The organism is Actinomadura monticuli, from assembly GCF_041463655.1.
Lineage (GTDB): Bacteria > Actinomycetota > Actinomycetes > Streptosporangiales > Streptosporangiaceae > Spirillospora > Spirillospora monticuli.
In genome coordinates, this window is sequence record NZ_JAXCEI010000010.1 from 83,457 (window position 1) to 97,856 (window position 14,400).

At 73.4% G+C, this 14,400-nt stretch carries 14 protein-coding genes; 7 read left to right on the forward strand and 7 right to left on the reverse strand.

Translation table 11 applies throughout. The annotated features are described in order from the left end of the window. Positions 1–5 precede the first annotated feature (5 nt). Positions 6–833: an SAM-dependent methyltransferase gene (locus SM611_RS22845; protein WP_371951923.1), complete on the forward strand. Its 828-nt coding sequence runs from the start codon at positions 6–8 to the stop codon at positions 831–833. 62 nt (positions 834–895) lie between these two features. Further along, a complete protein-coding gene (locus tag SM611_RS22850; RefSeq protein WP_371951924.1) occupies positions 896–1,429 on the forward strand; it encodes a carboxymuconolactone decarboxylase family protein in 534 nt (177 codons plus the stop codon). Between the two features lie 324 nt (positions 1,430–1,753). Here the strand turns inward: SM611_RS22850 and SM611_RS22855 are convergent, their stop codons facing one another. Together SM611_RS22855 and SM611_RS22860 are read right to left on the reverse strand one after the other, a co-directional pair. Beyond that, positions 1,754–3,439: a glycosyltransferase family 39 protein gene (locus SM611_RS22855; protein ID WP_371951925.1), complete on the reverse strand. Its 1,686-nt coding sequence runs from the start codon at positions 3,437–3,439 to the stop codon at positions 1,754–1,756. After that, a complete protein-coding gene (locus SM611_RS22860) occupies positions 3,436–5,181 on the reverse strand; it encodes an alkaline phosphatase family protein (protein WP_371951926.1) in 1,746 nt (581 codons plus the stop codon). Before SM611_RS22860 ends, SM611_RS22855 begins: the two co-directional genes overlap by 4 nt. A 162-nt stretch (positions 5,182–5,343) precedes the next feature. Between SM611_RS22860 and SM611_RS22865 the strand changes: the two genes are divergently transcribed. The 5 genes from SM611_RS22865 (at position 5,344) to SM611_RS22885 (ending at position 9,346) form a co-directional block, all read left to right on the forward strand. After that, entirely contained in the window at positions 5,344–5,937 is a 594-nt protein-coding gene (locus SM611_RS22865) for a dihydrofolate reductase family protein (RefSeq protein ID WP_371951927.1), read from the forward strand. Positions 5,938–6,410: 473 nt separating this feature from the next. Next, entirely contained in the window at positions 6,411–7,547 is a 1,137-nt protein-coding gene (locus tag SM611_RS22870; protein WP_371951928.1) for a S1 family peptidase, read from the forward strand. Between the two features lie 290 nt (positions 7,548–7,837). Continuing rightward, the gene (locus SM611_RS22875; protein ID WP_371951929.1) at positions 7,838–8,407 is read left to right on the forward strand and encodes a COG4315 family predicted lipoprotein; all 570 of its coding nucleotides are present in this window, start codon (positions 7,838–7,840) and stop codon (positions 8,405–8,407) included. 1 nt (position 8,408) lies between these two features. Continuing rightward, positions 8,409–8,906, forward strand: coding sequence for a COG4315 family predicted lipoprotein (locus SM611_RS22880; protein WP_371951930.1), 498 nt, complete (start codon positions 8,409–8,411; stop codon positions 8,904–8,906). A 14-nt stretch (positions 8,907–8,920) separates the two neighbouring features. After that, positions 8,921–9,346 (forward strand): hypothetical protein, encoded by a 426-nt coding sequence (locus tag SM611_RS22885; RefSeq protein ID WP_371951931.1) that lies wholly within the window; start codon positions 8,921–8,923, stop codon positions 9,344–9,346. Between the two features lie 142 nt (positions 9,347–9,488). Here SM611_RS22885 and SM611_RS22890 read toward each other — a convergent pair whose 3' ends face one another. The 5 genes from SM611_RS22890 to SM611_RS22910 all read right to left on the reverse strand — a co-directional run bounded on the left by SM611_RS22890 (position 9,489) and on the right by SM611_RS22910 (position 14,320). Continuing rightward, complete coding sequence (locus SM611_RS22890) at positions 9,489–10,151, reverse strand: universal stress protein (protein ID WP_371951932.1); 663 nt, start codon at positions 10,149–10,151, stop codon at positions 9,489–9,491. A gap of 103 nt (positions 10,152–10,254) precedes the next feature. Next, a complete protein-coding gene (locus SM611_RS22895; protein ID WP_371951933.1) occupies positions 10,255–10,671 on the reverse strand; it encodes an Hsp20/alpha crystallin family protein in 417 nt (138 codons plus the stop codon). A 180-nt stretch (positions 10,672–10,851) separates the two neighbouring features. Further along, positions 10,852–13,269 (reverse strand): glycoside hydrolase family 65 protein, encoded by a 2,418-nt coding sequence (locus SM611_RS22900; RefSeq protein WP_371951934.1) that lies wholly within the window; start codon positions 13,267–13,269, stop codon positions 10,852–10,854. A 158-nt stretch (positions 13,270–13,427) separates the two neighbouring features. Then, a complete protein-coding gene (locus SM611_RS22905) occupies positions 13,428–13,937 on the reverse strand; it encodes a CBS domain-containing protein (protein ID WP_371951935.1) in 510 nt (169 codons plus the stop codon). A gap of 68 nt (positions 13,938–14,005) precedes the next feature. Then, entirely contained in the window at positions 14,006–14,320 is a 315-nt protein-coding gene (locus tag SM611_RS22910; protein WP_371951936.1) for an SHOCT domain-containing protein, read from the reverse strand. Between the last annotated feature and the right edge of the window lie 80 nt (positions 14,321–14,400).

A 14,400-nucleotide genomic window follows, 5' to 3' on the forward strand; every position in this document is an offset into this window, starting at 1 on the left:
AGCTCATGGGCGCCGTCGGTGGAGAGGGCGCGGACGGCGGCATCCGCGCGGACCGGCCCGTGTCGGCGCGCGTCTGGGACTACTGGCTGGGCGGCAAGGACCACTACGAGGTGGACCGGCGGGCCGGTGAGGCGGTCGCGCGCCAGGTCCCCGGGATCGTCAGCGCCGCCCGCACCGACCGGCTGTTCCTCGGACGAGCCGTCCGGTACCTGGCGGGCGAGCAGGGCGTGCGGCAGTTCCTCGACATCGGCACCGGGCTGCCCACCGCCGACAACACCCACGAGATCGCGCAGCGGGTCGCGCCGGAGTCGCGCATCGTCTACGTCGACAACGATCCGCTCGTCCTCGTCCACGCGCGGGCGCTCCTCACCAGTTCCCCGGAGGGCGCGACCAGTTACATCGACGCCGACGTCCGCGATCCCGAGCACATTCTCGACGAGGCCGCCGCGACGCTCGACCTCGGCGAGCCCGTCGCGCTGATGATGCTCGCCCTGCTGCACCTCGTCACCGACGACGACGAGGTGCGGCGCATCCTGGACCGGCTCGTCGGGGCGCTCGCCCCGGGCAGTTTCGTGGCGCTGTCGCACGCCTGCCTGGACGTGGACGTGACGCACACCGCGGTGAAGGCGTGGAACGAGAGCGGCACGCCGCACCCGCTCAAGGCCCGGACGAGCGCGGAGATCGAGGCGCTGTTCGACGGCCTGGAATTGGTCGAGCCGGGAATCGTGTCGTGTTCCCGGTGGCGCCCCGAACCCAATCCGTGGGGCGAGCCGCAGGAGACCATGACCTTTTGTGGAGTGGCGAGAAAACTACCCGCCCGAGGACGTTCGTAAGAGGATCGGATGGCATTGCCCGACCCCCTTTCTTCCGGAGGCAGTCCTTGGCCCATATCGAATTGGACGAGAATGTTCCCGGGCTGCCGTCCCTGCTCCGCTTCCGGCCGGAGACGGCGGGGCCGCTGAGCGCGCTCGCGGAGGCCCTGCTGCGCGGGCCGAGCCCCCTCGGCCGCGGTGAGCGGGAGCTGATCGCCGCCTACGTGTCCGAGCTGAACGGCTGCCGGTTCTGCGCGTCGTCGCACGGCGCGTGCGCCGCCGCCCAGCTGCCCGGCGGGTCGTCGCTCGTCCGGCAGGTGCACGCCGACCCGGCCGCCGCGCCGGTGTCGGACAAGCTCAGGGCCCTGCTCGCCGTCGCCGCCGCCGTGCGGCGCGGCGGCCGCGAGGTCGGCGCCGAGCACATCGCCGCCGCCCGCGACGCCGGCGCCACGGACGTCGAGATCCACGACACCGTGCTCATCGCCGCCGCGTTCTGCATGTTCAACCGGTATGTCGACGGCCTCGGCACCAGCGCCCCGGAGGACCCGGCCGCGTACGCGCAGATGGCCGAGCGGCTCATCGTCCACGGCTACGGGAGCGCCGCGGCCCCGCGCTGAAACCCGGTGGCCCGGACGGGGCGTCCGGCGCGGACGTGGAGCACGCCGTCCGCGAGCTGACGCGGCTGGTTGCGGGCGGCGTGCCCTACGCCTCGACGTGGCCGCGCTGCCCGCCACCGCGCCGCCGGGGCCGGCGTCCGGGCGGCCCCCGTCGGTGGCCGACCTCGACCGCTACCTGGCCTCCCACGAGCCGTTCCCCGGGACGTGGAGCGTCCGGATCTTACAGCGGCACCTGCGACTCGCAGACCTGCGCCGGCCCTCCGGCGCCGCGCTCGCGAAGATGATGAAGGGCGCCGAGCCCGGCGGGACGTGGACGCTGGAGGTCTACGGCCGCCGGGCGGGCCGGCGGAAGATCGTGATCGAGTGGCCGACGTCGCCGACCGCCTCGCTGGAGGCGATCAGCGGGGTCAGCCGCGGGTCGTCCTTGGCGATCCAGCTGTCGGACACCACCAGCAGCCCGCGCACCCGGTCCGGGGGCACGGCGAGCGGGTCGGACGCCCGGATGCCGTAGTGGGACGGCACTCCGCTCCCTTTGTAGGCGAGCCAGACCCGCTCTCCGGGGTGGCGTTCGCGGAGGCGGTCGGCGAGCCGGCCCAGATCCTGGCCCCAGTCGACGTTGGAGTCGTGCAGGTGCAGGTGCGTCCTGGACGGCCCGCCGAACGCCTCGTTCGAGTACGGCAGGTAGTACGGGTAGGCGCGCAGGGAGCTGACCGCGACGAAGAGGACCGGCACGCAGGCGGCGGCCTTCGCCCATCGCCACCGGACGGCCGTCACCCCGGCGACCGCGACCGCCAGGAACATCGGGATGAAGATTGCATACCGGACGCCGAGGTCGCGGGCGCCGGTCATCGCGACCGCCAGCAGCGCCGCGGCGGGCGCGAGGACGTAGGGCGCGGCGGGGCGCAGCCGGGGCGCCGCCGCCATCGCGGCCACGCCCGCCGCCCACAGGGCGAGCATCCCGAGCGGCGTCTTCACCAGCAGCGCGGCCGGCAGGTAGTACCAGCGCGAGCCCTGGTAGGTGTGGCCGAACAGGAAGCTCGTCCACCTCAGGTCCTCGAAGCCGAACTGGACGCGCATGCCGTCCCGGAACGGCTCGGGGAACGGCAGCCCGCCGGCGGCGAGCCCGCGCCACCCGCCGATCGCCGGGACGCCGGCGGGCGCCGTCCACCGCAGCCGCGGATCGACGGCCAGGTAGGCCGCCCACACCACCCCGACCGCCAGGACGGCGACGCCGGCCGCCGACAGCAGCCCGGCGGCCACGGGCCGCCCGGCGCCCCGGGACCGCCGCGACGTCCCGACCGACAGCGCGGCCAGCGCCAGCAGCACCGGCACGGCGGGCAGCGCGCTCATCTTGGTCGCCACCGCCGCGCCGAGCGCCGCGCCGGCGAGCGGGACGTAGAGCCGGGGCCGCCGCCGCGCCCGCCACAGCAGCCACACCGAGGTCAGCAGGAGGCCGGCCACCGGCACGTCGAGCGTCGCCAGGGACCCGTGCGCGATGACGTCGGGGGAGAAGGAGTAGAGGGCGAGCGCCGCCACCCCGCCGGCCGGGCCGGTGACGTCGCGGGCGAACGCGAAGACGACCAGCCCGAACAGCACGGTCAGCGCCATGACCGGCAGCCGCGCGGCCAGCAGGACCCGCTGCGCGTCGGTCCCCGACTCGTACAGCAGATGCCGCCCGGCGTCGCTCTGGGTGCCGGTGAAGGACGGGTCGGCGCGGGCGCCGCCGACCAGCGCCCCCGCCCCGATGAGGATCTTGCCGAGCGGCGGATGCTCGGGGTTGTAGCGCAGATCGTGTTCGCGCAGGTAGGTCACGCCCGCGGCGATGTAGACGGGCTCGTCGATCGTCGGGGACTGCGGCACGGCCGTGGAGACCATCGCGAACGCCAGCTGCGCCAGCAGCGCCGCCACGACCGCCGCGATCGGCCATCGCCGGTGCCGGCGCAGCGCCGCCCGGAACCGGCCCTCCGGCGCCTCGCCGGGGGCCGCCGCGGGCACCCCGACCGCGGTCATCCGCCGAACGCGGTGAGGAAGCGGTCGCGGAACGCGCTCATCGGCCACACCGGCGTGTCCTCGCCGGGGCGCAGCCCGTCCTGCCAGTTCCATCCCGAGATCTTGTCGAGGACGGCCTCGTCCTTTGCCACGATCGTGATCGGCACGTCGCGGCCCGCCCCCGCGCCGGTGATGAGCGGCGCGGGCTGGTGGTCGCCGAGGAAGATGAGCACGGTCCTGTCATTCCCGTACGTCTCCACGTACGACACCAGCGTGTTCAGCGTGTACTCGATCGATTTGCGGTACTCGCCGCGGATCCGGCCGCCGGCCGGCCACGGGGCGTCATAGCCCTTCCCCATCCCGGTGAAGACCGAGCCGTCCCCGACCTGGTCCCACGGGACGAGCCGCGGGATGGACGCCCATGGCGCGTGGCTCGACACGAGCGCCGTCTCCGCCATGACCGGCGGGCGGTCCTTCTTCTCCAGCTCGGTGTGCTGGAGCGTCGACAGCGTGTACTGGTCGGGCATGGTGGCGAAGCTGAACCGGGGCCCGCGGTACCCGAGGTTCCGGTCGTCGTACACCTTGTCGTACCCGTAGAACCTCCCCTCCGGCCAGGCGCGCGTGATCGCCGGCATCAGCGCGACCGTCCGCGCGTCCGCCCGGCGGAACGCGGTGTTCAGCGTCAGCCGGTCGCTGTGCACGAGCGTCCGGTACCGCTGCTGGTTGTCGATCCACAGGCCGGACAGCAGGGTCGCGTGCGCGAGCCAGCTGCCGCCGCCCGCCGTGGACGAGGTGAGCCAGCCGCTGCGCGAGGCGAACCCGGCGTCCCGCAGCCGCTGCGACCCCCGGTCCAGGACGGCGCCGACCTGCGGCGCGTACTGCGGGCTCTCCACCGCCGACCGTCCGTAGCTCTCCACGAACGCGAGCACGACGTCCTTGCCGCGCAGCCCGGTCAGCAGCTTGTCGCCGGGCGTGTCGCGGAACCTGTCGACGGCGGCGGCCTTCGCGAACTCCTCCCGGTCGTTCAGGCCGGCCCGCACCGCCCGCGCGTGGTCGTAGGCGAGCACCGCCGCGCTCCGCGACGCGACCGGGACGCCGTCGACGAGCTGCGCGCCGAGCACGGCGCACACGAGCCAGACCACCCCGAGCACGGCCGCCGCGCGCGCCGCCGTCCGGTCGTGCCGGGCGGCCACCCGGCTGAGGCGCAGCACCGACAGCGACATCAGCGCGATCACGCCGACCGTCAGCAGGACGGTCACGGCCACGGCGGCGACGGCCCCCGCGCGCCCGGCCGACTCGCTCACGAACTCGACGGCCGGCGCCAGCAGCGGCCAGTCGAGCACCAGGTCGAACGGCCGGACGAGCACCGCGTCGAACCCGATGTCCAACGCCTTCAGCACGAACAGGAGGCCGAGGACGGCACCCGCCGCGCCCGCCGCCCAGCGCCGCGCCCGGTCCGGGACCACGAGCACCAGGGCCACGCCGAGCACGCCCTCGATCGGGACGCGCACGAACGCCTCCGGCGTGAGCAGTGCGTACTCGGCCGGCGTGATCAGCGCGGCCAGCACCAGCAGGAACGCGGCGCCGGTCACCGCCCGCGCCGCGACCCGCCTGCCCCGGCCCGTCCGCCCGGTGCCCGTGTCCGGCCCGGTGCCCGGCTCCGGACCGGCGGCCGCCGCCTCCTCTTCCGTTTCCCGCTCGACGCGGCTATCGGTGGTCAGCTCGTCCTCCCAGGCTCGGTTCCCCCGCCGCGAACGCGACACCCACAGCACGCGCGCCCCGCGCCTGGCGGTTCAAAGCCTGCCTGATCCGGCGGCGGCCTGGTCCGGCTGGGAAGATGTCCGCGGGGATGTCGAGAGGGCGGGGGCGGCTCCGACCTTCTCGTGAGCGGCGCCGGAAGGGCGCCCGGATGGGGAGGCAGTGAGATGGGCAAGGTCACCTGTGACATCGGGATCTCCGTGGACGGGTTCGTCGCCGGCCCGAACCAGCGGCCGGACGAGCCGCTCGGCGACGGCGGCGAGCGGCTGCACCGGTGGATGTTCGAGCAGCCCGAGGAGAACGCCGAGGTCCTCGAGAAGATCACGTCCGCCGGCGCCTACATCATGGGCCGCAACATGTTCGCCTCCGGGCGCGGCGACTGGGACCTCGACTGGAAGGGCTGGTGGGGCGACGAGCCGCCCTACCACGCGCCCGTGTTCGTGCTGACCCACTACGAGCGCGAGCCGGTGCCGATGAAGGGCGGGACGACGTTCTCGTTCGTCACCGACGGCATCGACTCGGCGATGGCGCAGGCGCGGCGGGCCGCGGGGGACGGGGACGTGGCGGTCGCGGGCGGCGCGCAGACGGTGAACCAGTACCTCGCGGCGGGCCTGATCGACGAGCTGCGGCTGCACATCGCGCCGCTCGTCCTCGGCGCGGGAGAGCGGCTGTTCGAGGGCGTCGGCGAACTCGCGCTCGAACCGGTCGAGGTCTCCCGCACCGACCTGGTCACGCACGTGACCTACCGGATCGGCCGGTGACGAGCGGGGACCCGGCCGTCCGCCCCGATGACCGCCGGCAGGCGGGCGACCTCGGCGGCGACCGCGTCCCGCGGGGTCCAGGCCCGCCGCCTCGCGCATCTTCAGCGCGGCCTCCCGCGCGATCCCGACCGTCCAGCCGCGGCCGAGGAACGTGATCCGCCCGGCGCCGAGCGGCTCCGCGGGGAGCGAGGCGGCGACGGCGGCCTCCGCGTCGGCGATGGCGGCCGAAAGGTCCTCGCCGAGGTGGGCGCGCAGCAGCGCCGGCTGAGTGGTGGCGAGCGACGACGTGGTTCGCAACTCGATGTTCGCTCCTGCTCGAAAGCGAGTGCTAATAAGCAGAAAACGTCATGCCTCGCCGACCTTGCGCCGTACCGCCGCGGCGGGCTCCCTCCGATCCGCGGCCGGACGTGATTGAACTCGGGCGCGCCCGGACGCGTACCCCCACGCGATGATCGACGCCCCCGGGAGGGTTCATGAGCGTGAGGAACAGCCGGCTGCGGACCGCGGTCACGACGACCGCGGCGGTCGCCGGATCCGCCGGGCTCCTGGCCGGCGCGCTGTACGCGGTGCACGCCGAGTCCGGGCCGGGCGACCGCGAGGCCGGCCTCGCCGGCGACGCGCGGACGGGCCGCCAGGCCGCCGGATCGGTCACCGCGCAGGCCGACGGGCAGGCCGCCGCCACCGCCACCAGGCTCGCCGGGCGGCTCGGCGACCGGACGGCCGGCGCCTACATCGACTCCGCCGGACGGCCCGTCGTGACGGTGACCAACGCCGACGACGCCGCCGCCGTCCGGGCGGCGGGAGCCGTCCCCAAGACGACGCGGCGCAGCCCCGCCGAGCTGCGGAAGGTCACCGCCGCCCTGCGCAGCTCCTTCGCCGACATACCCGGCACCGGCTGGGCCGTCGACCCCGCCGCCGCGAAGGTCACCGTCTGGACGGACGCCTCGGTCACCGGCGCCCGGATGGCCGCCGTCCAGCGCACCGCCCGGGAGATGGGCACGGCGATCAAGCTGGTGCGCTTCCCGGGGCGGCTGCACACCCTCGCCCTCGGCGGTGACGCCATCTTCGGCCAGGGCTCCCGCTGCTCCCTCGGCTTCAACGTCACGCGCGGCGAGCAGGACTTCTTCCTCACCGCCGGGCACTGCGGCAACGCCGTCCAGAACTGGACCGCCGACGGCCAGGGCGACCAGCCGCTCGGCACCACCGTGCAGAGCAGCTTCCCCGGCAACGACTTCGCACTCGTCCAGGCCGAGGAGGGCGCGGCGGGCGCGGGCGCGGTCAACCTCTACAACGGCCAGGCGCAGGACATCACGCAGGCGGCCGAGGCCGTCGTCGGCCAGCGCGTCGCCCGCAGCGGCAGCACCACCGGCGTCCACACCGGCCGCGTCCTCGCCACCAACGCCACCGTCAACTTCGCCGAGGGCACCGTCAGCGGGATGATCCAGACGAACGTGTGCGCGGAGCCCGGCGACAGCGGCGGCCCGCTCTTCGCCGGCGACACCGCCCTCGGCCTCACCTCGGGCGGCTCCGGCGACTGCCAGAGCGGCGGCGTCACGTTCTTCCAGCCGGTGACCGAGGCCCTCCAGGCCTTCGGCGCCGACGTCACCTGACGGACGCGGGGAGCCCGGGCCGCGCCGGCCCGGGCCGCACGCCCGCCGCAGGCGCTCGCCCATCGGCGCGCCCACGCCGGTGGACAGAGGATGACAGGTTTCCGAGCTCCGACGCCTTCGCGGTGCGGTGCTGCTCCCCGTTCCCGCAAAATCGCGGCTAGACCATCGTGGGTGCGTGGAAAAGAACAGGTCAGAGGTGGGCTCCCACAGTTCGCCGGCCGGTCGGACGGGTATGCGGTGGCGGAAGCACGAGACATCAGCCAACCGGTAGCGGATTCCGAGGTCGACGAATGTCCAAGACACAGAAGGCCGGCGCGGCCGTTCCGGTACGGCGGGCACCGCGGCGCGGGCCGCGAGCATCGGCGGCCGTCGTCGCGGTGGCCGCGCTGGCGGTCGCCGGGTGCGGCGGCGGATCGTCGAACAAGGCGGCCAGCACCTCGCCGGCACCCGCGTCATCGACTCCGTCCGGTGCCGCCGGAGCCCAATCGATCAAGACCGCGACCGTGGGCAACCTGGGGCCGGTCCTGGTCGACGGTCAGGGACGGACCCTTTACCTGTTCGAGAAGGACAAGAACGGCATGTCGTCCTGCACCGGATCGTGCGCGGCGGTGTGGCCGCCGGTGGACACCTCGGCTAAGCCCACGGCCAGGCCGGGGGCGGACGCGGCGAAGCTGAGCACCACCAAGCGGCCGGACGGCTCGATGCAGGTCACCTATGCCGGACATCCCGTCTACTACTACGCGCCTGACGGCACCACTCCCGGCAATGCCCAGGGGGAGGGCCTGAATCAGTTCGGCGCCGCGTGGTACGTGCTGTCGGCGTCCGGCGGCAAGGTCGTGCCGAAGGGCGGCGGTTACTGAGATGCGCGGCCGGCGGACGGTCCGGCTCCGGGCCGCGTTCTTCGCGATCCCGGTCATGGCGGTCGCCGGCTGCGCGATGGCGACGAACACGCTCCACCCCGGCCGGGCGGTGATCCGCACGGCGCAGGTGCCGCCGCTCGGGCAGATCCTGGTCGACGGGAGGGGCCGCACCCTGTACCTGTTCGTCGCCGACCTGCCCGACCAGTCGAGCTGCGACGGCGCGTGCGCCGCGATCTGGCCACCGGCGACCACGCAGGGCCCGCCGAGGGCAGGCGGCGGCGCCCAGCAGTCGCAGATCACCACGATCGCCCGTCCCCAGGGTCCTCGCCAGCTCGTCTACGCGGGCCATCCGTTGTACTACTACCAAGCCGATACGGGACGCGGTGACATCCGAGGGCAGGCGCTCAGCCAGTTCGGCGCCGAATGGTACGCCGTCTCCCCCCAGGGCCGGCAGGTCCAGGACGGAGTGAGCGGCGGCTCGCCGCTCACGGACGGGTGATCGCATTGCGTCATGTGCTGCGTTACGCGGGCGTGCTGCTGCTGTTCGGCATCGGCGCCGTCCATCTGTACGAGTACCTCGCCGACCACTACCGGGTCATCCCGACCATAGGCGGCCTGTTCGTGCTGAACGTCGTCGCGGCGGTGGTGCTGGGGTTCGTCCTGGCGAGCCCGCTGCGGTCCCCGGCGGCCGTCCGGTCGGTGCCGGTGCTCGGGCGCGCGCCGCACGCGTTCGTGGCGCTCGGAGCGGCGGTGTTCGCGCTGGGCACGATCATCGGCCTGCTCATCAGCGAGCAGGCCAGCCTGTTCGGGTTCCACGAGTACGGCTACCGGACGGGCATCGTGCTCGCGCTCGCCCTGGAAGGCGCCGCCGTCGTGGTGCTCCTCGGCTTCGCGACGCTCGAGCTGCGCCGGGCGCGTCCGTCCGTTGACGGGAGATGAGCCCTTCCGGCGCGGCTCGTGCTCGGCGGGCCGATGCCGCAGCGGGCCGCCCGGCCGGACGCTGCTGCCCGAGAAGCTGCCGCTGCCGGACTCCGCCTCCATCGGCCCGGTGAGGCCGACGGTCGGCGCTGGATGGGCCTGTTCAGAGAAGACGAATCTCCCGACCAGCGCTGGAGCCGTGCTCGTCAAGCCGTGGCCGCGGGCTCGCGGGCGGCTCGTCCCCGTCCTGGTGTCCTTCACGGCCCTGTGCTCCGCCTTCGCCCGTACTGGCGGCGGAGGCCGGCGCGAGGGGGCCGGACGCCGCCCGTCCCTCATGCGGGTGGTGCGCGATCCGCGGCCGGGCGCGCTCCTGGCCGGTGCCGGGCGCGACGAACACGACCGGGCACGGCGCATGGCGCAGGCAGGCGGCCCGGACCGGCCCGATGACGTCATCCGCGGTGGAGTCCCAGCGTCGTCCGCCCAGGACGAGCAGGTCCGCCCCCGCGGCGCGATCCAGGAGGACGCGTGCGGGCTCACCGAGGACCAGTTCTCGACGAACCGGCACCGAAGGCGCGTGCGTGAGAACGGCGGCGACGTCGGCCGCGAGGGCGCGCCGCGCCTGTTCGCATTCCCGGTCGGGTGAAGGCAGCCGGCCCGCCCCCGCGTAAGGCGCCACCCGGTCGCGCCGTGCACGCCAGCAGCGGACGGCCACTATCCCGGTATGGCGGAGTTCCGCCTCGGCGGCGGCCCAGCGCAACGCCTGCAGTGACGCCGCCGATCCGTCCACGCCGACCAGGATCCGGTGGGAGCCGGAGAAATCCGTCATCGTCCTCATCCCCCTTCGGGTGCGACCGAGACGGGAGGGCGCCGCATCGAACCGGGTACTCGATGCGGCGCCCTCCGCTCGCCAGGCCGTCACTTCCGGGTCGTCAGTTCTCGACGGTGATCCGCTTGGCCTCCGCCTTGGCGGCCTTGGGCATGGGCACGCGGACGGTGAGGATGCCCTTGTCGTAGGAGGCCTTGATGTCGTCGATCTCGGTGGCGGCCGGGAGGGTGAAGGACCGTGTGAAGGAGCCGTAGTGGAACTCGGTCCGGTGGGCCTCCTTCTTCTCCTCGTGGCGTTCGGCGTGGATGCGCAGGACGTCTCCGGTGACGGTGATCTCGACGTCCTTGTCGGGGTCGATACCGGGCAGTTCGGCGCGGATGACGTGGTCGCCCTCGTCGACGTAGTTCTCGACCCGCATCGTGTGGCCGGTCCCGCTGCGGAACACGGTGAACGGCGACTCGATCCAGTCGAACAGTTCGGGGAAGATGCCGCGCGTCTCGCGCCGCTCCAGTGCGCTCATGATGCCTCCCTCGGCTCGGATCTGAGCGACGCCCACGGGTGAGGATCTGGTCAGCGTCCGTATGCTCCCGCTCCTCATCGATGGGTGCACCTTCATGCTTCCTCGGGACGCGGATCGTCCGCACGGCCATGAGTCACACGCGGCGAGGACCAAAGTCACCCTTGCCCGGCCCTGTCGGGGTCAGTCGTCGGACGGTGCCGTCCTGCCGTGCTGGAGCGGGCTCTCCCAGGACGCGCCCGGCTGGATCTCGACGACCTCGGACGCGTAGCAGATGCGGATGGGCGAGGCGGCGCATGGCCGGAGTGCCACGCGGATCAGGTCCTGCCGGCAGGTCAGGTCGATGCCCCAGTGGCCCTGGTAGCGGAGCCCGAGCCGGAGCCGGCCGATCGCCGAGGGCAGCCGCGGCTCCAGGTGCAGGATGCCGCCGCGGGTGGTGATCCCGGCGTGGCAGCGCTGGACGAGATCGACGGTGCCGGCCATCGCGCCCAGGTGGACGCCCTCGGGGGTGGTGCCGTGCTGGGCGTCGGTGATGTCGCTGAACAGCGAGTTCAGGAAGATGCTCCAGGCGGGGTCCCCGTCGGTGTGGGCGAGGATCCAGGCGTGGACCAGTGAGCTGAGCGTGGAGCCGTCGCAGGTGCGCGGCAGGTAGTAGTCGATGGTCCGGGCGGCCAGGGCGGGGCCGTGCTCGTAGCCGAGTTCCCGCAGGATGTCGTCGAGCTCGCCGGGGGACAGGACGTAGAGGAGCATCAGCACGTCGGCCTGCTTGGAGGCCTTGTAGCGGTTGGTGGAGTCGCCCTCGGCCTCGAGGATGCGGTCCAGCCTGCGGATGTCGCCGTACCGCCGCCGGTAGCCGGCCCAGTCGAGTTCCTCCAGTTCCGCGTAGCCGTCGAACTGGCTGAGCACGCCGTCGTGGAAGGGGACGTACATCTTGCGCGCCACGTCCTCGAAACGGGTGATCTCCTCGCGGGTCAGGGCGAGCCGTTCCCGCAGCTCCGCCCGCCGGTCCTCGGGCAGCAGGGCGAGCGCGTCCAGCGCCCGGCGCAGCACCCACACGGTGAGGACGTTGGTGTAGGCGTTGTCGTCCAGACCCGGCTCGTCTCGTCCGGGGTAGGCGTCGTGGTACTCGTCCGGACCCATGACGCCGCGGATCCCGTACCGGTCGGTGGAGCGGTCGTAGGCGGCGAGATCGGCGAAGAACCGGGCGATCTCCAGCATGATCTCCGTGCCGTACTCGGCGAGGAACCCGGTGTCCCCGGTCGCCTCGTAGTAGCGCCACACGTTGTGGGCGATGGTCAGCCCGACATGGCGCTGCAGGTGCGAATGGTCGGACAGCCACCGGCCGGAGCGCGGGTTGAGGTGGATGCGCTGGGTCTCCTCGCGGCCGTCGGCCGCGCTCTGCCACGGGTACATCGCGCCGCGCCGCCCGGCCCCGCGGGCCGCGCGGCGCGCCGCGGGCAGGCGCCGCCACCGGTACATCAGCAGCGCGCGGGCGATCTCGGGGAACCGCATGGTCAGGAAGGGCAGGATGAACAGCTCGTCCCAGAAGACGTGGCCGCGGTAGGCCTCCCCGTGCAGCCCGCGGGCGGGGACGCCCACGTCCAGGTCCACGCTGTGCTCCGACACCGTCTGCAGCAGATGGAAGATGTGGAGGTTGAGGACCCGCTGGACGTCGACGTGGTCGACGCTGAGCTGGCACCGCCGCCAGAGCCGGGACCAGGCCAGCGTGTGCCTCTCCAGCAGGGCGTCGAAGCCGCCTGCGCCGCCGGCGGACGCCAGGGCCGCTTGCGCGGGTTCTTCGATGGCGCGGTCGCGCGAGGTGAACACGGCGGCGACCTTCTCGATCGTCACCGGCGTCCCTTCGCGGACGTCCACGGTCAGCTCCTGGCCCGTCCAGCCGTCCTCGGCGCGGTGGGCGCGCTCGGCGGGGACGGAGACCCGGGTACGGGCCGCCACCGCGATACCGATCTTCGAGGACACCGTCGACGACCGCAGCAGGAGCAGCTCCGGATCGTTCGGCCGCGGGCTCTCCTCGTGGGCCAGATGTTCCTTGGGCAGGTTCCGGTACCGCTCGACCCCGTCGTTGGCGACGCGCCCGTCCACCGCCGACACGATCTCGATCGGGCCGCTCCAGTCCTCGGCCACGATGGTGGTCTCCAGTGCGGCCAGGTGGGGATCGTCCATGGACACGATCCGGCGCTGCGCCACCCGCGACGTGCGTCCCCGCGCGTCGCGCACGCGGATCAGCCGGGTCAGGACGCCGCGCCGCAGATCGAGCTCCTGCCGGTACGACAGCAGCCGGCCCTCGCGCTGCGCACGGTCCGGCTCGAACCAGTCGCCGCCGACGGGGCGGAAGGTCAGGCAAAGCCAGTTCGGCATGTTGACCAGGTCGGCGTTGTCGGTCTGCCGACCGTCCATCTCCGCCGGCAGCCGGTCGTAGCAGCCCGCGACATAGGTCCCCGGGTAGTGGACGCCGTCGGCCGACGACTCGGGTGCGGCTCCCCGGGAGGCGAAATAGCCGTTGCCCAGCGTGCACAGGGCTTCCCGCAGCCCTACGGTGCCGGGGTCGTAATCGTCATAGGACAGGATCCACCGGTCCATGGTGTCTCCTCACGCCGTCGTCCAGGACCGTCCGCAGGGCATTCCCGGCCCTGCCGCGTTCTCACCGGCCGGCCGGCGCGGGCATGCCCGACGGCGTCTTCGCTCCGCCCGACGACGCGGACCGGCCCCTGCGGCCCCGTGCCGGGACCGCGTCCGCCTCAGTCGGGCGCCATGCCGCCGTGGCCCGGATGAGCCGGCAGCACCGGTTCGATCCGGTAGAGGGACGGCATGCCTCCGCTGCGCGGAGCGGCGTCACGTTCCACACCGGCCAGCGCGCCGATCAGGTCTCGTGCGGTGACCAGGCCGACCAGCACGCCGTGGTCGTCGGTCACCGGCACGTAGTCGGTGCCGGATTCGAGCATGGCACCGGCCGCGTCCCGGACGGTGGCCGACGGCCGCACAGCGGCGGGCGGCCGGGACGGCAGGAGAGTCGTGACGGGCCGGCGGGCCTGCTGCGGGGCGGCTGCGTTCCACGTCGAGGTCAAGGTCTGCGCGTCCACGACGCCCAGGAAGCCGCCCTCGTCGTCGGTGACGGGCAGATGGTGCACCTCGGCCTTGCACATCAGCTCCCAGGCCATCAGCGCGGACTCGCTCGCGGCGATGGTGAGCAGGTCCAGGGTCATCAGCTCGGCGACGGGCCGCTGCTCCAGCGGCGGCTGTGCGGTCATCTTCCCTCCCGGCGGTTCGCCCTCCACAGGGCCGGCATGTCCGGCGTCTCGGACCGCGGCGGCGCGGATCAGGCGCGGACGTTCCCTCCACGCAGCTTGGCCAGCCGCTCGTCGTACTCCTCGCTGCTGATCTCGCCGCGTGCGTAACGCTCCGCGAGGATCTCCCGCGCGTGCTCCAGCCCGGGTGTCTCCGAGCTCGTGGTGCGCGTGCGGTGCGGAGTCGCGGCACGGAAGGCCAGCCATGCGGCCGCGCCGATCACGGCGACCCAGAACAGCACCATCGCCGTCCCCCACAGCCACATCCAGCCGGACCAACCGCCGTTTCCCATGTGTCCCCAGCCGTCGCCGGGAGCGGCGACCACGAGGGCATATCCGATGCTCATGGTCACACCTCCGTTCTCTCTCCAGCGTGCGTTCCCGGCCCGCGCGCGCCCAGGGCCGAAGGTCCCCCGCATCGCCGGAC